Origin of the sequence: Sphingomonas sp. SRS2 (assembly GCF_000971055.1) — a bacterium.
Taxonomy (GTDB): domain Bacteria; phylum Pseudomonadota; class Alphaproteobacteria; order Sphingomonadales; family Sphingomonadaceae; genus Rhizorhabdus.
In genome coordinates this window covers 57,060-77,534 of sequence record NZ_LARW01000057.1, presented here as the reverse complement: position 1 = coordinate 77,534, position 20,475 = coordinate 57,060, and the positions used below count along the sequence as shown (strand labels likewise).

The following is a 20,475-nucleotide window of genomic DNA, read 5'->3' as shown; positions in this document are numbered from 1 at the left end:
GTCGGCAGATCACGCCATGGACTGCCCGTCCGGACAATCCATAGCACTGCCTCCAAAAATAGACGGTTGTTCCTCCCGCTTCGTCCCGGGTCGGTCGGCTTACCCAGACAATGCGGTTCCATCTTTGCCCACTGGGCGTCGGTCAGTACGAAGCGTTCCATCCAAAGTGTGAATCACATCTCCCCAAAAATGTGAATCCTAAATCCCCACAACCCCTAGAGTCCGGTGATCAGTTCGACCGCCAGTTCGCGAAGATGCTGTGGCGCTTCGCGGTCTGGGTCGCCATGCGCGACGATGCACGCGACATCGGGCAGCGGCGGCAACAGCCCCGGCGCGATGATGGGCAGATCGCGCAGAAACAGACCGGTCCGGCTGGTAACGCCCAGGCCGGAAGCGACCGCCGCGCGCAAGGTGGACAGGTTGGGCGTCTCGACCGCGATCCGCCACGGCCGCCCGGCGGCGTCGAGCGCGGCTATCGCGGCCTCGCGGAAGCGGCACGGCTTTTCGAGGACCGCCAGTGGCAGCTCGGCCCTGGTGATCAGGTCGTCCTCGCCAAACCATATGCTCGGCGCGGTGCGCACCGCATGCGGATCGCCGGGCGCGGCATAGCCGATCAGCAGATCGAGCTGGCCGCGTCCGAGCATCTCCTGCAGCTCGGCGGTCCCCGCGACACGCGCGAAAATCTGCGCATCGGCATGAAGCTCCGCGAAACGCGCGAGCAGACCCGACAGCAGGAGATCGGCAAAGTCCTGCACCATGCCGACGCGCACCGGACCCGCGAACTGACCCGCGGTCACGGCCGCGAGCGCCTCGTCATGCAGCGCGAGTATGCGGCGCGTATAGCCGAGCAGCAGATCGCCCGCCGAGGTGAGCGCCAGCCGCCGGCCCTCGCGATGGAACAGCGGCCGCTGCACCAGTTCCTCGAGTCGCTTGATCTGCAGGCTGAGCGCGCTCTGGGTGACGAAGACCTGTTCCGCGGCGTTGAGCATCGAGCCGGTATCGACGATCGCGACGAAGCTGCGAAGCATGTTGGTGGGCAGGTTGACGGCCATGATGATCCTTTTGCCAGCCGGGGGGCAGCGCAGCTTTACGGCCCTAAAGCCTTTCTGTGCGGCCTGTGTCAGCCAGTGAAAAAGCCAGCCATTCCGGCGTTATCGAACTGAATAAAGCAATTCTTATAGGTCTTAACAGCTAAACTCTATTGAATCGATAGAGTTTTAATTGACCCTAGAGAACATGAACCGTCATTCCTCCTCCGCCGCATCGGCGCTGCTGCGATCCCGCTGGGTTTCGCCGGTCCTGCTCCTTGTCTTGTGGGAGGCCGCGTCGCGCTCCGGCCTGATCCCCGAACATACGCTCGCCGCGCCTTCGACGGTCGTTGCCACCCTGTTCGGCATGATCCGTTCGGGCGAATTGCCGTCGAACCTGCTCGTCTCTTTCGGGCGGGCGGCGCTGGGCCTCGGCATCGGTGTGGCGCTGGGCGTGGCGCTTGGCCTCGTCGCCGGCCTGTCGCGGCAGGGCGAGGTGCTGGTCGACCCGCTGATGCAGATCAAGCGGACGATCCCGGTGGTGGCGCTGGCGCCGCTCTTCATCGTCTGGTTCGGGATCGGCGAGACACCCAAGGTCCTGTTGATCGCCTTCGCCGCGATGTTCCCGCTCTACCTCAATCTCTACAACGGCATTCGCGGGGTCGACAAAAGGCTGGTCGAGGGCGCGCTGAGCTTCGGGCTCAACCGCTGGCAGCTGGTCGTCCATGTGATCCTGCCTGGCGCCTTGCCTTCACTGCTCGTCGGGCTGCGCTATTCGCTGACCATCTCGATCGTGATGCTGGTGATCGCCGAACAGATCAACGCCAGCGCCGGGCTCGGCTTCCTCGTCAACAACGCACGCGACTTCATGCGCACCGACATCATCGTCGTCTGCCTGATGGTTTACGCGCTGCTCGGCCTCGGCGCCGATCTCCTTGTCCGCATCGTCGAGACCCGGGCGCTCGCCTGGCGTCCCAAGCTCGTGGAGGCCTGATCCCATGACCGTGTCCCTGTTCCCCGGCGTCACCCAGATCCAGCCCGTCGTCCGGCTGCGCGACTTCTCGCGCTCCTTCGGCGACACCACCGTCCTCGACGGGCTCGATCTCGACATCGCTCCCGGCGAATTCGTGGCGCTGCTCGGCCATTCGGGCAGCGGCAAGACCACCCTGCTGCGCACGCTCGGCAATCTCGATCAGGCACATGGCCAGGATGTGACCATCCCCAGCGCCCGCGCCGTGGTGTTCCAGGACTCGCGCCTGCTGCCGTGGAAGCGGGTGTGGAAGAATGTCGTGCTCGGTCTGCCGGGCCGGGGCGCCCGCGCCCGGGCCGAGGCGGCGCTGGCCGAGGTCGGCCTGTCGCACCGCATCGATGCGTGGCCGCTGACGCTGTCGGGCGGCGAGGCGCAGCGCACCGCGCTGGCCCGCGCGCTGGTCCGCCAGCCCGAACTGCTGCTGCTCGACGAGCCGTTCGCCTCGCTCGATGCGCTCACCCGGCTGCGGATGCACGAGCTGGTGCTCAACCTGTGGCGTGCGCACCGCCCCGCCGTCCTGCTCGTCACTCATGACGTCGACGAGGCTATCGCGCTCGCCGACCGTGTCCTCGTCCTCGCCAAGGGCCGTTTCATTGCCGAGGAGCGGATCGAGGCCGAACGCGGCCAGCGCACCGCCAGCGTCCGCGATCTGCGCCGCCGGCTGCTCGGGCATCTCGGCGTCACCGCGCAGACCGGCTCCTATGCCGATACCGTCGCCGGGGCGGCGGGCCTGCTGGAGGCCGCCGAATGAGCGCGCTCTCACTCATCCATGCGAGCGACACGCAAGTCGCCCGCCTCGCCGCCTTCGTCGACGATCTGCGCGCGCTGATCGTCTATAGCGCCAGCGAAGACGAACTGCTGTCGTATGGCCGCGCGCTGCTCGCCGAGCTGGTCCGGCATGACGACTGGCTGCCCGACGCCTATGCCGCGTCGTCCGCGCAACGATATCAGCAATATCCGCTCCACATTGATTCCGCCGGCCGCTTCTCGGTGGTCAGCTTCGTCTGGGGACCGGGACAGGCGACCCCGATCCACGATCACCGCGTCTGGGGTCTGGTCGGCGTGCTGCGCGGCGCCGAGCTTGCCGAAAGCTTTGCCTTCGACTCCGAAGGCGCCCTCCGTTCGACCGGCCCCGCACAGCGACTGGGGGCGGGGTCGGTCGACGCCGTATCGCCGCGCATCGGCGATATCCATCGTGTCGCCAATGCCTATGACGATCGTGTCTCGATCAGCATCCATGTCTATGGCGCCGACATCGGCCGGGTCGAGCGCGCGACCTATGACCGGAGCGGCGCGCCCAGCCGCTTCGTGTCCGGCTATGCCGGCCTGCCGGCGCTGATCGCATGACCGCGCCCATCACCCCGCGCGACATCCGCGCCGCGCTGATCGCACGTGGCGAAATCGCTATCGTCGACCTGCGCGACGAGGCCGCCTTCGCGACCGGCCATCCGTTGTTCGCGAGCCAGCTCCCGCCGGGTCGGATCGCGATCGAGGCGGCGAACAGATTTCCCCGCAAGGATGCGCCAATCGTCCTCTACGACAATGGCGAGGGGCTGACCGACGCCGCCGCCGAGCGCTTCTGCGCCCTGGGCTATAGCGATGTCCGCCGCCTCGACGGTGGCCTTCGGGCCTGGGCCGATGCCGGCTACGAACTGTTCGAGGACGTCAACAGCTACTCAAAGGCGTTCGGCGAGCTGGTCGAGCATCGCCGCGGCACCCCGTCGCTCGCCGCGCCCGAGGTCCAGGCGCTGATCGACGGCCAGGCCGACATCGCGATCCTCGACGCGCGCCGCTTCGACGAATTCAACACCATGGCCCTGCCGGGCGGAATCAGCGTGCCGGGCGCCGAGCTGGTGCTGCGCGCGGCGACCATCGCACCCGATCCGGATACGACGATCATCGTCAACTGCGCGGGTCGCACGCGCAGCATTGTCGGCGCCCAGTCGTTGATCAATGCCGGCCTGCCCAATCGCATCGTCGCGCTGCGCAACGGCACGATCGGCTGGACACTGGCGGGCCAGACGCTCGATCATGGGCGCGAACAACGCTTTCCCGATGTCGGCCCCGGCGATGCCGAAGCCGCACGGCACCGCGCCCGCAATGTCGCCTATCGCGCGGGGGTGAAGCAGGTCGACACGTTCGAACTCGCCGCGCTCGCCGCCGATGCGAGCCGTACCCTCTACCGCTTCGACGTCCGCACGCCCGAGGAATATGCCGCCGGTCATCTGCCCGGCTTCCTGTCGGCACCAGGTGGCCAGCTGGTCCAGGAGACCGACCATTTCGCGCCCGTGCGCGGCGCGCGGATCGTGCTGGCGGAAGATGCCGGCGGTGCGCGGGCGGACATGACCGGATCGTGGCTCGCGCAGCTGGGATGGGAAGTCTATGTGCTCGCCGCCGCTGCCGAGGGCAACGAAACCGGCAACCCGCATGCCATTCCGCCCCGTGGCCCGGAGGGCCGCTACCGCCGTCCCTATGAGGGCACCGACAATCCCGCCGCGGCGATGCAGGCTTATCTCGACTGGGAATATGGGCTGGTCGATCAGCTCGCCCGCGACGGCACCCACGGCTTCTTCGTCATTTGATCTTCATCCCATCGAGGAGACACCCATGCCCGTCAATTTCATCGGCTATATCGGCTTCAACAATGACAGCGAGATCCACGGCCTTCGTCAGATCCGCCCGCTCGACAAGGATTATGTCGAGGCGGCGGCGCGCGCGCAGGAGGATGGCGGCTTCGATCGCGTGCTGATCCCGTTCGGATCGAACAGTCCGGAAAGCCAGATCGTCGCCGCGCACGCCGCCGCGATCACCACGAAGCTCGGTTTCCTGATCGCGCACCGCCCGGGCTTCACCCAGCCGACCGTCGCGGCGCGCCAGCTCGCCACGCTCGACCAGCTGTCTGGCGGCCGGATCGCGGTCCACATCATCACCGGCGGCGCCGACGAGGAGATGGCCAAGGACGGTGATGTCTCGAACAAGGTGCAGCGCTATGCGCGCACCGACGAATATCTGAAAGTGCTGCGCCAGGAGTGGACCGCCGACCAGCCCTTCGATCATGACGGCGACTTCTACCGCATTCGCGGCGGCTATGCGGCGGTCAAGCCGCAGAACCTGCCGGTGTTCTTCGGCGGATCGTCGCCCGAGGCGATCGACGTCGCCGGCCGTCATGCCGATGTCTATGCGCTGTGGGGCGAGACCCAGGATCAGGTGCGCGAGGCCGTCGCCACGATCCGTACCTCGGCCGCGCGCTATGGCCGCCGTCCGGGCTTCTCGCTGTCGCTACGCCCGATCATCGCCGATACCGAGGAGGCGGCCTGGAAGCGCGCCGACGAGATCGTCGAGATCGTTCGCGATATCCGCGAGAAGAACCGCGCCGCGACCAGCGATCATGCCCCGCCCAATGCCGGATCGCAGCGTCTGCTGCAGACCGCCAGCGCCGGCTATCGCGCCGACAAGCGGCTGTGGACGGGTCTTGCCGCCATCGCGGGTGCGCAGGGCAATTCGACCGGGCTTGTCGGCACCCCCGAACAGGTCGCCGATGCGCTGATCGACTATTATGATCTTGGGATCGATCATTTCCTGATCCGCGGCTTCGATCCGCTCGGCGACGCCGTCCAATATGGCCGCGAACTCCTGCCGCTTGTCCGCGAGCGCGTCGCGCGTCGCGATGCCCAGCACGCTCAGGAAAAGGCGGTCGCGTGAAGCGCTTCGCTCTCTGCTTCGCGGCACTGCTCGCGCTCACCGCCTGTGGCGGGGCGGCGAGCAGCGACACCGAAATACTCCATGTCGGCAGCCAGCGCGGCGGCGCCAAGGCGCTGATGCTTGCGAGCGGCGCGCTCGATGGCGCGTCATATGAGGTCGAATGGTCCGAATTCCCTGCCGCGCAGCATTTGCTGGAAGCGATCGGCGGCGGTGCGGTCGATGTCGGCCTGGTCGGCGACGCGCCCTTCATGTTCGCCTATCAGAGCGGCAGCCGGATCAAGGCCGTGGCGGCGCATTATGTCGAGGCTCGGCCAATGGGCGCGCTCGCGCTCGTCGTGCCCAAATCCTCGCCGGTCCGCTCGCTCGCCGATCTCAAGGGCCGCAAGATCGCCACGACGCGCGGTTCGATCGGCCATTATCTGGTGATCCGCGCGTTGCAGCAGGCGAAATTGCCGCCCGACTGGGTAAGCTTTGCCTTCCTGCCGCCCGGCGACGCGAAGGCGGCGTTCAGCTCGGGTGCGATCGATGGCTGGTCGACCTGGGCACCCTATCTGCTGCCTGCCATCAATGAAGGCGCGCGGACGATCGTCGATGGGCATGACCTGGTCAAAGGCTATAGCTTCGCCGTCGCCAGCGACGACGCGATCAGGTCCAAGCCAGCGCTTCTGGCGGACTATCTCCGCCGCGAGGCTAAGGCGCTCGCCTGGGCCCGTGCGAACCCCGACGCCTATGGTGCGGTGCTGGCCCGCGAAACCGGCCTGCCGATCGAAGTGGCGCGTGATTATGCCGTCAAGAACGGGCGCACAGCGATCCCGATCGACGACGCTTTGATCGCCGAGCAGCGCCAGACTCTTGACGATTTCCGAACGGCGGGCGCGGTCAGCGGCAATCGTCCGCTGCCCGACGGATTCGATCGGACGCTTTTCACCCGGAAGGTCGCGGCAGCGAACTAGACGACCTCCATCCAACCATAAGGGGCCACCCACCGCGAAGCCAATGTGCTTCGGGGAGAGGCGGCGTGCGCCCGACACCACATAGATTTTGGGGACCAAAGATGAAGACGATTTTGCTGACAAGTGCCGCCATATTGGCGCTCGGCATCCACGCCACCGCCATAGCTGCCGAGCCCGCCGGGACCGTCGCCGGCACGGCCCCCGCCGCCGATGTGGAAGGAGGCGACGAGGCCGGAGGAATCATCGTCACCGGCACGCGCAGCAGCACCGCGCGCACCGTCGCCGACAGCCCGGTGCCGATCGACGTGATCCGGCCGGCCGAACTGAAGGCGACTGGCCGCACCGGCCTGAAGGAGGTGCTGGGACAGATCGTGCCGTCGCTGACGATGCCCGCGCTGGGCGGCGGCGGAACCTCCGCCAGCGTGCGGCCGATATCGATCCGCGGTCTTTCGGGCGACTATCTGCTCGTCCTCGTCAACGGCAAGCGGCGGCACACGACCTCGCTGATCAACAATCTTTCGCGCATCTCGGGCGGATCGACTCCCGTCGACATCGACCTGATCCCGACCAATGCGGTCGGGCGGATCGAGGTGCTGCGCGACGGCGCCGCCGCCCAATATGGATCGGACGCGATCTCCGGCGTGATCAACATCATCCTCGATGACGCGCCGGAGGGCGGTGAGTTCAGCTCGATGGCCGGGCAGCTTTATGAAAAGGGCGGCGCGCTGCTCCAGCAGCAGGTCGGCTATGGCACGCGGATCGGCGACGGCGGTTTCGTCCGCTTCGCGATCGAGGGCAAATATCATGACCGCGCCGAAAGTTCGGCCGAGCCGATCCCGTTCGTCTACCCGCTCGTCAACGGCGCACCCGACCCGCGCGAAGCGAATGCCGATCACCTCATCGCGGGTGGCTATGGCCGCTCGAATATCGACAAGATCATCAGCGGATCGCTCAACGCCGAACTGCCGGTGGGCGACGGGCTGAAGCTCTACAGCTTCTCGACGCTCAGCTATCGCGAGATCGATGACGAGCGCGGCGCCTTTGCCGCATCGCCGATCGGCTATGGCGGCCAGGCCAACACGCAGGGCTTCAACGTTCTGCCGCAGCTTTATGCGGGCACCTTCCAGGCGCGCCGCCGCATCCAGGAGTGGGATGGGCAGGCGACGCTGGGCCTGAAGGGTGCGCTAGGCGACTGGGGTTTCGACCTGTCGACCAGCTATGGCCGGGACCATGTCAGGCTCGGCGCGCGCGGAACGCTCAATCCCTCGCTTGGGCCGGCGAGCCCGACCAGCTTTTTCATGGGCAAGCAGATCCAGGACCTGTGGGTCAGTAATGCCGACATCAGCCGCGACTATGACATCGGCCTGGCCGAAGCGCTGTCGGTCGCGTTCGGCGTCGAGCATCGCTGGGAGCGATTCCAGAACATCGCCGGCGAACCCGACAGCTATCGCGACGGCGGTTATGTGATCCCCGCGGACGGAACGCCCTTCGGCCTGGCCTATGGCGGCCGTTCGCCCTCGCCCGGCCTCGTCTCCTTCACGGGCACATCGCCCGCCGACGAAACATCGATCAGCCGCAACAATCTGGCCGCCTATGTCGACTTGTCGACGAGCATCACCCCAGGCTGGTTCGTCGGCGTCGCAGGCCGCTTCGAACATTATGACGACAGCGCGGGCAATACCGTCTCGGGAAAATTCTCCACCCGCTACGAGATTGCCCCCGGCTTCGCCCTGCGTGGCGGCGTCAACACCGGCTTCCGCGCACCTTCGCTGGCGCAGACCGGCTTTTCGACCACGCAGAATACGGTGACGGTTATCGGCGACGATCGCATCAACACCACGTCGAAGTTCCTGCCGGTCAACAGCGTCGCCGCGCTGGCGCTGGGCGCGAAGCCGCTGAAGCCGGAAAAGTCGCTGAACTTCACCGGCGGTTTCACCTTCGAACGTGGGCCGGCACGGCTGACCATCGACGCCTATCAGATCCGCGTCGACGACCGGATCGTGAAGACCGAGTTCCTCGGGACGACATCGAATGGCGGCACGGCGATCCGCAACATCCTGGTCGCCAACGGCGTCAGCAATGTCGACAGCGCGCAATTCTTTACCAATGCGATCGACACGCGCACGCGCGGCGTCGACGTGGTGGCCGAATATACGGTGCGCACCGCCGGCCTGGGCAATTTCCGGCTCAACGCCGCGTACAGCTACAACCGCACCAAAATCCTGGAGGTGATCGACAATCCGGCGCAGCTCGCTTCGCTCAACGTCACGCTGTTCGGGCGACAGGCGCAGCGCGACCTGACCGCCGCTATCCCCCGCACGAAGGTCGTGCTGTCGAACGACTGGAGCCTCGACCGCTTCCACCTGCTGCTCAGAGCGACGCGCTACGGCGGCTATACCGAATCGAGCAATGTCGCCGTCGGCGACAGGAGCTTCGGAGCGAGGTGGATCACCGATCTCGACGTCGGCTATGATCTCAGCGATCACGTCACCCTGTCGGCCGGAGCGAACAACCTGTTCGACGCCTATCCGGAGCGCAATGGCCTGATCGCCTATGACGGATCGGGCGCCTATGGCAATTTCGCGCCGTTCGGCTTCAGTGGCGGCTTCTATTATGGACGCGTTTCAGTGAAATTCTGATGCATGAATGACATAGGCGCGCCACCCCGCATCGGGCATGTGGCGATAATCGGCGCGGGGTTCTCGGGCGCGTTGCAGGCGATCAACCTGCTGCGGCACGACGGACCCCGCGTGACCCTGATCGAACGGCGCGGCAGCTTCGCGCGCGGCATAGCCTATTCGACGCCGAACGCCGCGCATCTCCTGAACGTGCGCGCCGCGAATATGAGCGCGCTGCCCGACGACCCCGATCATTTCGTCCGCTGGCTGGCGGCGACGGGCAAGGGCAAAGCGCAGAGTTTCGCCTCGCGGCAGGATTATGGGCGCTACCTGAGTGAATTGCTGCGGGAGACGATCGCCAGCACACCGGACCGGCTGATGCTGATGCGGGGTAGCGCCGCCGAACTGAAGCTGTGCGCCGACGGCGTCACCATCGGGTTCGGCAGCGGCGGACGGCTGGCGGCCGATGCGGCGGTGCTGGCGCTCGGCAATCTGCCGCCGCATGATCCGTTCGGGCTTGCCGACGCCGGATTGCCTGCCGGCCTCTACAGCGCGGATCCCTGGGCAGATGGTTTCGATCAGCCTCTCGATGATGACGACACCGTCCTCATCATCGGTACCGGGCTTACCATGGTCGATGTCGTCCTGAGCCTGGAGGCGCAGGGCTTCGGCGGGAAGATCATCGCCATCTCCCGGCGCGGCCTCGCCCCGCGGGCGCATGGCGACGCGTCGATGGCGCGTTCGTCGCTGTCAGAAAAGCCAGCGATGTACGGGTCGGCGCTTGTGCATTTCGTGCGCGAGCGGACGAGACAGGTCGGCTGGCGCGCCGCGATCGACGAGCTGCGCCCCTATACGCAGGCGATGTGGCTATCCGCGCCGCAGGCCGAACAGGGGCGTTTCCTGCGCCACATCCGCGCCTGGTGGGACGTGCACCGCCATCGCCTTTCGCCGGAGGTCGCCGCGAGGATCGATGCGTTGCGGGCGAACGGCCGGCTGCGCGTCGTCGCCGGCAAGATCTGCGAGGCCCGGGCGGTCGAGGGCGATGTCGCGATCCGGTACAGGCCCCGCCATGGCGATCGGATCGAAGTGATCACGGCGCGCCGCGTGATCAACTGCACCGGCCCGCAAGGCGACCTGCTGCGCACGCGCGAGCCGCTGTTGCAGGGACTGATGGCGGCTGGCCACATCCGGCCCGATCCGCACCGCTTCGGCATTGACGTCACCGCGCAGGCCGAGACCATCGACGTCGATGGCCATCGCAACGCCCGCCTGCTGGCGCTGGGCCCGATGACGCGAGGCACCTTCTGGGAGATCGTCGCCGTGCCCGACATCCGCACCCAGACATGGTCGGTCGCCCGGCGGTTGAGCCACGCCCATTGGGTGCAGGGGGAGGGGCTGTGACCTCCCCCCGGCCCGGCGATTCCTATCCCAGCGTCGGAATGACGAACTCCGCGCCGGCCCGGATGCCGGTCGGCCAGCGCGTCGTCGCCGTCTTGAGGCGCGTGTAGAAGCGGACGCCCTCCGGCCCGTGCATATGATGGTCGCCGAACAGCGAGCGTTTCCAGCCGCCGAAGGAATGGAACGCCATCGGCACCGGGATCGGTACGTTCACGCCCACCATGCCCGCCTGAACCCGGTTCAGGAACGCCTGCGCGGTATCGCCGTCCCGGGTGAACAATGCGGTGCCGTTGCCGAATTCATGGCTGTTGATGAGTCCGAGCGCCTCATCGAAGCTGCCGGTTCGGACGACCGAGAGCATGGGCCCGAAAATCTCCTCGCGGTAGATGCGCATGTCCGGCGTCACATTGTCGAACAGGGTGCCGCCGACGAAGAAGCCCTTTTCATAGCCCTGAATGTTGAGGTCCCGCCCGTCGACGACCAGCTCGGCGCCTTCGGCCACGCCCGCGTCGATATAGCCGAGCACCTTGTCGGCGTGCTCGCGGGTGACGAGCGGGCCCATCTCGGCTTCGGGATCGGTGCCGGGCCCGATCTTCAGGGTGCGGACCCTGGGCGCAAGCCGTTCGACCAGCGCATCGGCGGTCGCCTGTCCCACCGGGACCGCGACCGAGATCGCCATGCAACGCTCGCCCGCCGAGCCATAGGCGGCGCCCATCAGTGCATCGACGGCCTTGTCGAGATCGGCATCGGGCATGACGACCATGTGGTTCTTCGCGCCGCCCAGCGCCTGCACGCGCTTGCCGGCCGCAGTGCCGCGCTGGTGGACATATTCGGCGATCGGTGTCGAGCCGACGAACGAGACCGCCGCGATGCCGGGATGATCGAGGATCGCGTCGACGACCGGCTTGCCGCCGTGGACCACCTGGAACACGCCCTCGGGCAATCCGGCCTTCGCCAGCAACGCCGCCAGCTCATTGGCCAGGCTGGGATCGCGTTCGGATGGCTTGAGGATGAAGGCGTTGCCGCAGGCGAGCGCGACCGGGAACATCCACATCGGCACCATGGCCGGGAAGTTGAACGGCGTGATGCCCGCGACGACGCCGAGCGGCTGGCGAAAGGAGACGGCGTCGATGCCGTTGCCGACCTGCTCCGAAAATTCGCCCTTGAGCATCTGCGGAATGCCGCACGCGAACTCCACGACTTCGAGGCCGCGGATCACTTCGCCTTTGGCGTCCGACAGGACCTTGCCATGTTCGGCGGTGATCATCGCCGCAAGACCGTCCAGATTGCGTTCAATCAGGTCGCGGAAGCGGAACAGGACGCGGGCGCGGATGTGGGGCGGGGTCGCGGCCCAGCCCGTGAAGGCGGCCTGTGCAGCGGCGACCGCCATGTCCACCTCATGCGCGCTGCCCAGTGCAAGGCGGGCGCTGACCTCGCCGGTGGCGGGGTTGAAGATGTCGGAGCGGCTCTCCGGCGCCACGGGCGCGCGGCCCTGAATGACATGGTCGACGAGCGTGAGTTCGGTCACGGGATGATCCTTGGGAAGATGAAGGGGAGGAAAGGGCTCGGTCAGGCCCATGCTTCGCGATAGAGCGCCTGGATCGTCTGGGCATCGGGAACGCGCGGATTGTTGCCGGGCGAGCCCGAGGCCAATGCCTGCTCGGCCATCAGCGGCAGCAGCTCGGTCCAGCGCGCCTCGTCGATGCCATAGCTTCTGGGCGTTGGCACCGCGAGGTCGCGGTTGACGTCGCGCAGCGCCTCGACCAGCCGCGCGACGGTCGACTGGTCGCCCTCGCCGGCTTCGGCCAGCCCCATGGCACGGCCGCAATCGGCGTAGCGGGCGAGCGCGGCGGGGGCGGACCATGCCGTCACCGCCGGCAGCAGCATCGCGTTGGAAAGGCCGTGTGCGACGTGAAAATGGGCGCCGATCGGTCGGCTCATGCCATGGACCAGCGCGACGGAGGCGTTGGAGAAGGCGATGACTTTCCGGCCTATGTGTCGATCTTAATTACCGGGCACCTCATGGCGCCCATAATCATCGCGCTCGTTAGAGACGCTCAGTTGCCGCTGGGTGCGCTCGTCGCGATCATCCTGCCGATAGCGATCATCTTGATGATTGCGCTGCTACAACCCGTCAAGGGCGCAATCATCGCCATTCAATGGTGGTTTGGCATGCATGGCTTCAAGAGAGAACGGCAAGACCCCGTCGGCAACGCCACATGATCGAAATTCGCCCAATCGCAAACACTGAGAACGACGAAGCGGTCATTCTCCCGCGTGCCAACCTGAAACCGACCACTCGGAACAGTGAGGTTTTCCTCACCCGCATGCGGGCTTCACTGGCTGAAGCGAATGCGTCCGACCTCCCCAATGTGCGGGAGCGGGCGCTTCGCGCTGCTGCTGCGTGGCAAGAAATGTATGAAAGAGCTCAGCAATTCGAAAGTCGACAACCCCGGTGAGTGTCCGCGCGATCGAACGGATATCAAATTCTTCTGAAAAACCCGATCTTCAACTGGGGATTCAAATGGTTGTTTTCGCCATCATCGTCGTCTCGATATTGCTCTTGGGCCTGTTCCTTGCCGTAACAATTGCTGGTGGGCGTGCCCATGACCGGCAGAATGAGCGCCGCAACCGTGACAGATGATTGTTCCGACAACGTTAGCGGTTCCGGCTTCGCCTTACGTAAAAGTGACGAAATCCTCGCCGGCGGCAGAAGCGAGACGGCCGAAATAAACGCGTTTCTCGACCACATCGATGGCATCGATCGCGAGCAGCGGTGGCACGCTCGGTTCGAGGCGCCTGTTGACGATCTCGAGCACGAGAATGAAGACGCCTTCATTGCGCCGCTGGTGTTCGAACTCGGCGACATCCGGAGCCTGCTGGCGAACTGGGCCTATGTGCAGAGCGCAATGAGCATCAACGATCCCTTCCACCTCACGCTCGACTACACCAGGGCCATGATGGCGTTCCTCCTTTTCAAACCACTCCCGAATTCCATCGAGATCATTGGCTTGGGAGGCGGCTCGCTCGCCAAATATTGTCACAAATACTTGCCGGACACTGCGATCAGGGGCGTGGAAGTCGATCCTGACATCATCGCGGTTGGCGATCAGTTCTACATACCGCAGGCAAGCGAGCGTTTCGAGACCATCTGGTCCGATGGTTTTGACTTCGTCGTGCAGGACGAGCGCAAAGCCGACATCATCCTTGTCGACGGCTTTGACAAGCATGGCCAGCCACCCCAACTGTGTTCGCTCGAGTTCTACCGCGCTTGTCGTTCACGATTGAACCCCGGCGGTATTTTTGTAGTAAATCTGTGCGACCACCCTTGGAAGCACCTCCCAATGTTGGCGCGCATGCGCGAGTGTTTTGGCCAGATTCTCACCCTGCAAGTCGAGGAGGGAATGAACCGCATTGTGTTCGCCTTTAAGGACAGACACCTGCACTTTGATCGCAATGGGCTACTTGAGGTCGCGAAATCTCTGGAGCTAACGCACCCATTACCGCTCGCCTCGTTCGCCGAAGAATTGCTCTGGTAATCCGGAAGTCCGGCTTGGGATTCAAGAAAACAGTCAATATTAGGGACTCCCTTTGCAAATCATCACGCTTGTTCTGTCTTTGCTCTTTGCCGTGGTGGTGAGCGGTATCCTGGCCCGGCTGCTACCGTTTTCAATCCCGCGTCCTCTCGTTCAGATCGCGCTAGGCGCCATTATCGGCCTCGTCGCGGATTGGCGCGTGACGCTCGATCCTGAAATCTTCTTCCTGCTCTTCCTGCCGCCCCTGCTCTTCCTCGATGGGTGCCCCGCCCTTCGCGCACCGCCTCGACGATCGTCGCAAAATTGTCGTCGGCGAGGATCATCTTGGCCGCTTCCTTGGTCACCTCCGTACCGGTGACCCCCATCGCCACGCCGATGTCGGCGGCTTTCAGGGCCGGCGCGTCGTTCACCCCGTCCCCGGTCATGGCGACGACGTTGCTCTCGGCTTGCAGCGCATCGACGAGGCGTAGTTTGTGGACGGGGGCAACGCGCGCGAAGATGGACGTCTCGCGAACGGCGGCGGCGAGCCCCGCCGCGTCGAGAGCATCGAGATCGGCGCCGGTCAGCGCCTTCGCGTCTGCCGGAGCGATTCCGAGCATGCTGGCAATGCGCGAGGCGGTGCGCGGATGATCGCCTGTGATCATCAGCACGCGGATGCCGGCGCGGTGCGCCTCGGCGATGGCCGCGGCAGCTTCCTCGCGCGGCGGGTCCATCATGCCGACGGTTCCGACGAAGATCAGGTCATCCTCGAGCGTTTCGCCGGCGGCCGCCTGATCGATGCAGGCAAGCGGCCGGTAAGCCACCGAAAGCGTGCGCAGCGCTTCGTCGGAGAGCCGATCGACGTCCGCGAGCGCCTGCGACCGTCGCGCATCGTCGAAAGGAAGCACTTCCATGCCGACGCGGACTCGGCCGCAGCGTTTTATGAGGACGTCGGGCGCGCCCTTGGTGATGACGACGAGTTCGCCGTCATGCTCCAGATCCCGCTCGATGGTGGACATCATCTTGCGGTCCGAGGTGAACGGTATTTCAGCGACGCGTTCGAAGCGCGCCTGCCGCCGCGCCTCGATGCCGAGCTTTTTCTCGGCGACCAGGAAGGCGGCCTCGGTGGGATCGCCCTGAATCTCCCAGGTCCCGTCGGGCAGCTGCTGGAGCCCTGCGTTTCCAGCCAGGCTCCCGCCGCTCAGCACCACGATGTGCTCGGCCTTCGTCGGACCGGCAAGCGCCTGCCGGTCCGGTGTCCCGATCGTTCCAAGCGGCGCGTAGCCCACGCCCGTCACGTGGCTGTCGCCCGAGGCGGTGACCACGCGCTGGATGGTCATTTGCGAGCGCGTCAGAGTACCTGTCTTGTCCGAGCAGATCACCGTGGCCGAGCCCAGGGTCTCCACGGAGGAAAGGTGCTTCACCACCGCGTTGCGGGCAGCCATCCGCTGCACGCCAAGCGCCAGCACCAGAGACAGGATGGCGGGCAACCCCTCCGGCACCGCCGCAACGGCCAGCGAGACGCCGAGCAACAGCACCGCGACGATATCGTCGGCCGTCCTGACATCCGAGACGGCAAGCACGGTCGCGATGACAATGAGCGCGATGATGACCACGGCTATGGTCAGCATCCGGCCGATCCGCGCGACTTCCCTTTGCAGTGGAGTGGGCGCTTCTTCAGTCGCGTCGAGCATGGTTGCGATCGCGCCCACCTCGGTCGACATGCCGGTGGCGGTGACGATCGCCCGGCCGCTGCCCTGGACGATGGCCGTGCCCTTGAACACCATCGAGGTCCGCTCGGCCAGCGGGGCGGGCCCGGGGAGCGGGGCCGCGTCCTTGAGCACGGGCTCGCTTTCGCCCGTCAGCGAAGCCTCTTGAACGCGCAAGGTGGCTGCCGCGAGCAAGCGGGCATCAGCGCCGACGGCGTCCCCTTCCTCGAGCAGAAGGACGTCGCCGGGCGTCAGTTCGGAGCTCGGGATGCGGCTGCGCCGGCCGTCGCGAAGCACCGACGAGGTCGCCGCGGTCATCCGGGCCAGGGAGGCCACGGCGTTCGCGGCCTTGCTCTCCTGCGCAAAGCCGAGCGCCGCGTTTAGGACGATGATGATCGCGATCACCAGCGCGTCGATGGGCAAGCCCTCGCGCCCCTCGGCGATCCAGGCCGCCAGGGCGACAACCACCGCGCCGATGAGCAGATAGATAAGCGGATCGTGAAACTGCGCCAGCAGCCGGCGCCAGGCGGACAATGGCGGCGCCGCGCGCAGTTCGTTGGGCCCCCGCTCTGCAAGCCGCCGGGCGGCTTCTTCGAACGCGAGCCCGCGCGAAGGGTCTACGCCCAGTCCAACGGCGACCGCGGCGGCATCCTGGACGGCGACCTGATCGGACGCGAATCTGCGATCATCATGCATTCTGCGCTCGACAGATGATCGTCACTGCGCCTCCCACCTACGACAACATAGAGCCGGTTTCCATAAACCGCTGGTGCCAGGACAGGGCCTCGGCGGGCAAGGACGGTGATTGCTGGCCGTAGGATCCGACGCGAGCGCGGGCGAAATAGTCGGCAAGCATCGGACGGTAATCGGGATGCGCGCAGTTCTTGATGATCAGCGCCGCGCGCTGTTTGGGGCTGAGCCCCCGCAGGTCCGCCAGCCCTTGCTCCGTCACCAGAACCTGCACGTCCTGAGAGATGTGGTCGACGTGGCTCGCCTGCGGAACGATGGCCGAGATCTTCCCGCCCTTGGCCGTCGAGGGCGTCATGAAGATCGATATGTACGCGTTGCGCGCGAAATCCCCCGAACCGCCGATCCCGTTCTGGATCCGCGATCCCATGACGTGCGTCGAATTGACCGCGCCATAGATGTCCGCTTCGATCAGCCCGTTCATCGCGATGCAGCCGAGCCGGCGGATGAGCTCGGGATGGTTGCTGATCTCCTGCGGGCGCAGGATCATGCGATCGCGGTAGCGGCCCATGTCCGCGTTGAGCCGGGCCGCCGCCTCCGGGCTGAGCGAGAACGCCGTGGCCGAGGCCATGCGCAGCCTGCCGGCATCGAGCAGGTCGAGCATTCCGTCCTGGATCACTTCCGTATAGGCGGTCAGGTCGTGGAACGGGCTGTCGACCAGCCCGGTAAGCACGGCATTGGCGATGTTGCCGACGCCCGACTGGATCGGCAGCAGCGCGGCCGGCAGCCGGCCCACGGCCACCTCGTGGCGCAGGAACTCGAGGATATGGCCGGCGATCGCGCGGGCCGCGTCGTCAGGCGGCGTGAAAGGCAGGTTGCGGTCCGGAGTGTCCGTCTCCACGACGGCCACGATCTTGTTGGGATCGCATCGGAAACAGGGTTCGCCGATGCGGTCGTCCGAGCGGGTGAGCGGGATCGGCACGCGGCTGGGCGGCAGGGCCGTGCCGTAATAGATGTCGTGCATGCCCTCTAGCGCCGCGTTCTGCCAGCGGTTGACCTCCACGATCACTTTCGATGCCCGGTCGAGCCAGGTCTTGTTGTTGCCGACCGACGAGGAAGGGATCAGCGAGCCGTCCGCACGAATGCCCGAAACCTCCACGACCGCGACGTCGAGCGGCCCCAGAAAGCCCTGCCAGGCCATCGGCGCGACCTGGCTGAGGTGCATGTCGAAATAGTCCATCCGCCCGCTGTTGATCTTCTCCCGGGCGATCGGATCGGAATTGTACGGAAGTCGGAACTCTATCCCGTCCGCCTTGGCGAGCGCGCCGTCCAGCTCGGGGCCGGTCGATGCTCCCGTCCAGACCCGGATCTGGAAAGGCCGCTCTGCTGCATGCTCAGCCTCGATTCCGGCGGCTAGCGCCAGTGGCACCGCCTTGGGATAGCCCGAACCGGTGAAGCCGCTCATGCCCACCGTCATGCCGTTGGTGATGAGCGCGGCCGCATCCTGCGCGTTCATGATCTTCGCCCGAAGGCTCTCGCTTGCGATGCGGCTGGTCATGCGAGCTGACGTCTCAGCAGCACCGGGGCGGGGTCGCCTTCGACTGGATGGGCGGTGAAGCCCATTTCGCGTTCGAGTGCGATGGCCGAATGGTTGTCCCGGCTCTCGATCGACTCAAGGATGCGGATGCCCTTCCTTCTGGCATGGTCCGCCAGATGACCGAGGAGGCTCCAGCCAATGCCGCGGCCCTTGTAGTCGGCACGGATCGAGATCGCGACCTCGGCGCGCTCGCCCGCCGGATTGGCCGCGAGCATTGCCGCGGCGAGCACGCCCGCCTCGTCGGGCCCCGTAACAAGGAAGCTTTCGACTTGATCCTGGTCGACACTGATCATCTCGACCAAGCGAGCGTGGCTCACCTCGTCGATGGCGGTAAGGAAGCGAAACCGCAGATCTTCGGCTGTCACCTGCCGGAAGAATTTGGCCAGCGCGGGCTCATCCGCGGATGTAACCGGACGCACCTTCAATCGCAGGCCCGTGCCGGTCGTAAGTTCGGTCGTAATGGCCGGGCCGGTGCCGCTTGGCGGCGGCGGACTGTTGTTTGTCATGTCAATGGGCCTCCCAGCGGTCACGATGATCGCGTGTTGCAAAGGGCGATCGCTCGCTCAGCGGTCGCAGGACTTTGGCCGGCGACCTGATGTTTCGAGCAAGTTCGGCATCAATCACGGGCATCTTTCACTTCCCAAGCGCCGCCCCACTCCAGCGGCGGGCACGCACGAGAGCATGCCGACCGTCATTCGCCTATCGGCAGAATGTTCCTTGTAGCGGCGAGGTTTCCCCTCGACGGCCCCAATCGGGCCGATGCAAGCCCCTCTTCGGCCGGGCGGTTTCATGAGAGACCGCAGGAGGGTGGAGTTCGAGATGCTCCAGCAGATCACTGTATCGCCGGCCTATAAGCCGGGTCCTTTAGCGTCAGCATATAGGCTGCAAGCTCATCGATCTTTTCAGGATCGATGGCGAAATTCATCATCGCAGGAAAATCGTGGGAGTTGCGCAACCACGGCTTCAGGGTCTCGGCACTAAGGCCTTGTTGATTGATTACGGCCTCGAATGGCGGCGCTTGCGGATTGGGAGAGCCGCCCGACTCGACCGCGTGGCATGCGGCGCAATGCCTTTGAGCGAAGCCCAGGCCACGCTCTACCAGTCTTTGATCGTTCGCTTCGGCGCTCAAGGTCGGCGTTGCGGGTCCCCGAGTTACAGCGAAAGCACATGTCGCAAGGCTTGCCAGCATTAGAATGAAAGCGGTGCGGATTGTCATGGCCGCATTGTCACGACTGGTGTCCGGTTCGTCAAACGCGGTCCTTTCCTGGCGCTCACCCGGCGCCCGCCAGCGGTTTTGGCAGGGCAGGTTTGCGGCTGCACGATGCCATGCCGATGCACCGGCGCCGCGCCGTAACGCGTCAGTGCTCTCGGCGGCCGATCTCAGGCGTTCCCGCTTGAAGGTTCTTCGGAACCGGGCCCATGTTATCACGCGAGGCATTGGGAATGAAGTGGATCGGGTAAGCGCTGCGGCTGTTCTCCGCGAGCGACGGGTCGTCGAGGTCAAGCGCGCGGCTGCCGGTGCATGACCACGTTCTCGAGAATTGTACCAAAGCGCCGGGCCGTTGCATAGATCTCGGGTTCCGCTTCGGCGGACAAGCGGATCATCTTGGCGTAGCATCCGCCCTCGAAGTTGAAGATCGCCGTGTCCGACCAACCGCGCTAGTCATCGCCGATCAGCGTGCACGATGCGTCGGCCGAAGGTGTCGTTTTCCATCCAGGCCATGCCATGCCGCATCCCAACAGCACGGCTTCGGCGCCATGCTCAGCTTTGGGCTGGAGGGTGGCGTGGAGGCGGAGCGTCGCTTCATCGGCTCGATCGGCACCTTCACGCTCGCAGAATCGCTGGGAGGCATCGGAAGCCTGATCGCGCACCCGGCGACGATGACGCATGCCGACTGGGCGTTGAAGCGCGGCAAGTGGCCGGCATCAGCGATGCTGTGCTACGGCTTTCAATTGGCCTTGAACATTTGGACGATCTGATCGCTGGTCTGGAGAAGGGGTTCGGCGCATGAAAGATGGGCCGGATTCGATCCCGCTCTGCCGCTTTGAGGAGCTGGTTTCGCCGAGAAAACTGGCAAAGGGCGGCGCGCGCCTTAGCGGCGGTTGCGTCGCCGAAGCAGTTCCCCGCTGCCAATAACCTCAAAGGTGGTGGGGTCGATATACCGGACAGGCTCTCCGGTGGAGAGAGCCAGGCGCTGCGCACCTGGGTAACGGCGTCGGCCGGCTTTCGTTTCGACT

The 20,475-nt window shown here is 65.6% G+C and carries 19 protein-coding genes and 1 pseudogene; 11 read left to right on the top strand and 9 right to left on the bottom strand.

All coding sequences use genetic code 11. The features are described from left to right. Nucleotides 1-161 (bottom strand): transposase (locus tag WP12_RS23915; protein WP_152663831.1); only part of this gene is annotated, 161 nt, incomplete at its 3' end. 54 nt (nt 162-215) lie between these two features. Continuing rightward, the gene (locus WP12_RS04755) at nt 216-1,052 is read right to left on the bottom strand and encodes a LysR substrate-binding domain-containing protein (RefSeq protein ID WP_046192606.1); all 837 of its coding nucleotides are present in this window, start codon (nt 1,050-1,052) and stop codon (nt 216-218) included. A 184-nt stretch (nt 1,053-1,236) separates the two neighbouring features. On the opposite strand from WP12_RS04755, the gene WP12_RS04750 reads away from it, so the two are divergent. The 8 genes from WP12_RS04750 to WP12_RS04715 all read left to right on the top strand — a co-directional run bounded on the left by WP12_RS04750 (nt 1,237) and on the right by WP12_RS04715 (nt 10,732). Next, nucleotides 1,237-2,022, top strand: coding sequence for an ABC transporter permease (locus WP12_RS04750; protein WP_046192605.1), 786 nt, complete (start codon nt 1,237-1,239; stop codon nt 2,020-2,022). A gap of 4 nt (nt 2,023-2,026) precedes the next feature. Beyond that, a complete protein-coding gene (locus WP12_RS04745) occupies nt 2,027-2,809 on the top strand; it encodes an ABC transporter ATP-binding protein (protein ID WP_046192604.1) in 783 nt (260 codons plus the stop codon). Continuing rightward, the gene (locus WP12_RS04740; protein WP_046192603.1) at nt 2,806-3,405 is read left to right on the top strand and encodes a cysteine dioxygenase; all 600 of its coding nucleotides are present in this window, start codon (nt 2,806-2,808) and stop codon (nt 3,403-3,405) included. The genes WP12_RS04745 and WP12_RS04740 overlap by 4 nt, the downstream gene beginning before the upstream one ends. Then, a complete protein-coding gene (locus WP12_RS04735; RefSeq protein ID WP_046192602.1) occupies nt 3,402-4,640 on the top strand; it encodes a rhodanese-like domain-containing protein in 1,239 nt (412 codons plus the stop codon). The genes WP12_RS04740 and WP12_RS04735 overlap by 4 nt, the downstream gene beginning before the upstream one ends. A 25-nt stretch (nt 4,641-4,665) precedes the next feature. Next, nucleotides 4,666-5,760, top strand: a complete 1,095-nt coding sequence (locus tag WP12_RS04730; RefSeq protein WP_046192601.1) for an LLM class flavin-dependent oxidoreductase — start codon at nt 4,666-4,668, stop codon at nt 5,758-5,760. Next, nucleotides 5,757-6,713, top strand: coding sequence for an ABC transporter substrate-binding protein (locus WP12_RS04725; RefSeq protein WP_052730217.1), 957 nt, complete (start codon nt 5,757-5,759; stop codon nt 6,711-6,713). Before WP12_RS04730 ends, WP12_RS04725 begins: the two co-directional genes overlap by 4 nt. 101 nt (nt 6,714-6,814) lie before the next feature. Beyond that, a complete protein-coding gene (locus WP12_RS04720) occupies nt 6,815-9,352 on the top strand; it encodes a TonB-dependent receptor plug domain-containing protein (RefSeq protein ID WP_046192600.1) in 2,538 nt (845 codons plus the stop codon). Between the two features lie 3 nt (nt 9,353-9,355). Further along, nucleotides 9,356-10,732 (top strand): FAD/NAD(P)-binding protein, encoded by a 1,377-nt coding sequence (locus tag WP12_RS04715; RefSeq protein WP_046192599.1) that lies wholly within the window; start codon nt 9,356-9,358, stop codon nt 10,730-10,732. Nucleotides 10,733-10,754: 22 nt separating this feature from the next. Here the strand turns inward: WP12_RS04715 and WP12_RS04710 are convergent, their stop codons facing one another. Next, complete coding sequence (locus tag WP12_RS04710) at nt 10,755-12,257, bottom strand: CoA-acylating methylmalonate-semialdehyde dehydrogenase (RefSeq protein WP_443027852.1); 1,503 nt, start codon at nt 12,255-12,257, stop codon at nt 10,755-10,757. Nucleotides 12,258-12,298: 41 nt separating this feature from the next. Next, nucleotides 12,299-12,670, bottom strand: coding sequence for an iron-containing alcohol dehydrogenase (locus WP12_RS04705; protein WP_084690962.1), 372 nt, complete (start codon nt 12,668-12,670; stop codon nt 12,299-12,301). A gap of 3 nt (nt 12,671-12,673) precedes the next feature. On the opposite strand from WP12_RS04705, the gene WP12_RS04700 reads away from it, so the two are divergent. Continuing rightward, on the top strand, nt 12,674-12,952 hold the full coding sequence (locus tag WP12_RS04700; protein ID WP_235398965.1) for a DUF983 domain-containing protein: 279 nt from the start codon (nt 12,674-12,676) through the stop codon (nt 12,950-12,952). A gap of 395 nt (nt 12,953-13,347) precedes the next feature. Next, entirely contained in the window at nt 13,348-14,268 is a 921-nt protein-coding gene (locus WP12_RS04695; RefSeq protein WP_160299156.1) for a fused MFS/spermidine synthase, read from the top strand. 170 nt (nt 14,269-14,438) lie between these two features. Here WP12_RS04695 and WP12_RS04690 read toward each other — a convergent pair whose 3' ends face one another. From WP12_RS04690 to WP12_RS23905, 5 genes and pseudogenes are all read right to left on the bottom strand, one after another. Beyond that, nucleotides 14,439-16,649: a cation-translocating P-type ATPase gene (locus tag WP12_RS04690; RefSeq protein ID WP_084690960.1), complete on the bottom strand. Its 2,211-nt coding sequence runs from the start codon at nt 16,647-16,649 to the stop codon at nt 14,439-14,441. Between the two features lie 37 nt (nt 16,650-16,686). After that, nucleotides 16,687-18,198: an acetyl-CoA hydrolase/transferase family protein gene (locus WP12_RS04685; protein ID WP_046192597.1), complete on the bottom strand. Its 1,512-nt coding sequence runs from the start codon at nt 18,196-18,198 to the stop codon at nt 16,687-16,689. After that, a complete protein-coding gene (locus WP12_RS04680; protein ID WP_235398963.1) occupies nt 18,195-18,785 on the bottom strand; it encodes a GNAT family N-acetyltransferase in 591 nt (196 codons plus the stop codon). The genes WP12_RS04685 and WP12_RS04680 overlap by 4 nt, the downstream gene beginning before the upstream one ends. A gap of 284 nt (nt 18,786-19,069) precedes the next feature. Beyond that, the gene (locus tag WP12_RS24720) at nt 19,070-19,453 is read right to left on the bottom strand and encodes a c-type cytochrome (RefSeq protein ID WP_235398962.1); all 384 of its coding nucleotides are present in this window, start codon (nt 19,451-19,453) and stop codon (nt 19,070-19,072) included. Nucleotides 19,454-19,634: 181 nt separating this feature from the next. Next, nucleotides 19,635-19,947, bottom strand: a pseudogene (locus WP12_RS23905) (phosphoenolpyruvate carboxykinase (ATP)); the annotation flags it as partial. Between the two features lie 75 nt (nt 19,948-20,022). On the opposite strand from WP12_RS23905, the gene WP12_RS04675 reads away from it, so the two are divergent. Then, complete coding sequence (locus tag WP12_RS04675; RefSeq protein ID WP_327196189.1) at nt 20,023-20,217, top strand: PLP-dependent transferase; 195 nt, start codon at nt 20,023-20,025, stop codon at nt 20,215-20,217. The last annotated feature ends 258 nt before the right edge of the window (nt 20,218-20,475 follow it).

Coding starts and splice junctions, on each gene's coding strand:
- WP12_RS04730 (WP_046192601.1), top strand. CDS start 4,666: ATGCCCGTCAATTTCATCGGCTATATCGGCTTCAACAATGACAGCGAG.
- WP12_RS04685 (WP_046192597.1), bottom strand. CDS start 18,198: ATGACCAGCCGCATCGCAAGCGAGAGCCTTCGGGCGAAGATCATGAAC.
- WP12_RS04690 (WP_084690960.1), bottom strand. CDS start 16,649: ATGCATGATGATCGCAGATTCGCGTCCGATCAGGTCGCCGTCCAGGAT.
- WP12_RS04755 (WP_046192606.1), bottom strand. CDS start 1,052: ATGGCCGTCAACCTGCCCACCAACATGCTTCGCAGCTTCGTCGCGATC.
- WP12_RS04705 (WP_084690962.1), bottom strand. CDS start 12,670: ATGAGCCGACCGATCGGCGCCCATTTTCACGTCGCACACGGCCTTTCC.
- WP12_RS04750 (WP_046192605.1), top strand. CDS start 1,237: ATGAACCGTCATTCCTCCTCCGCCGCATCGGCGCTGCTGCGATCCCGC.
- WP12_RS24720 (WP_235398962.1), bottom strand. CDS start 19,453: ATGACAATCCGCACCGCTTTCATTCTAATGCTGGCAAGCCTTGCGACA.
- WP12_RS04700 (WP_235398965.1), top strand. CDS start 12,674: ATGGACCAGCGCGACGGAGGCGTTGGAGAAGGCGATGACTTTCCGGCC.
- WP12_RS04735 (WP_046192602.1), top strand. CDS start 3,402: ATGACCGCGCCCATCACCCCGCGCGACATCCGCGCCGCGCTGATCGCA.
- WP12_RS04695 (WP_160299156.1), top strand. CDS start 13,348: ATGAGCGCCGCAACCGTGACAGATGATTGTTCCGACAACGTTAGCGGT.
- WP12_RS04740 (WP_046192603.1), top strand. CDS start 2,806: ATGAGCGCGCTCTCACTCATCCATGCGAGCGACACGCAAGTCGCCCGC.
- WP12_RS04720 (WP_046192600.1), top strand. CDS start 6,815: ATGAAGACGATTTTGCTGACAAGTGCCGCCATATTGGCGCTCGGCATC.
- WP12_RS04745 (WP_046192604.1), top strand. CDS start 2,027: ATGACCGTGTCCCTGTTCCCCGGCGTCACCCAGATCCAGCCCGTCGTC.
- WP12_RS04715 (WP_046192599.1), top strand. CDS start 9,356: ATGAATGACATAGGCGCGCCACCCCGCATCGGGCATGTGGCGATAATC.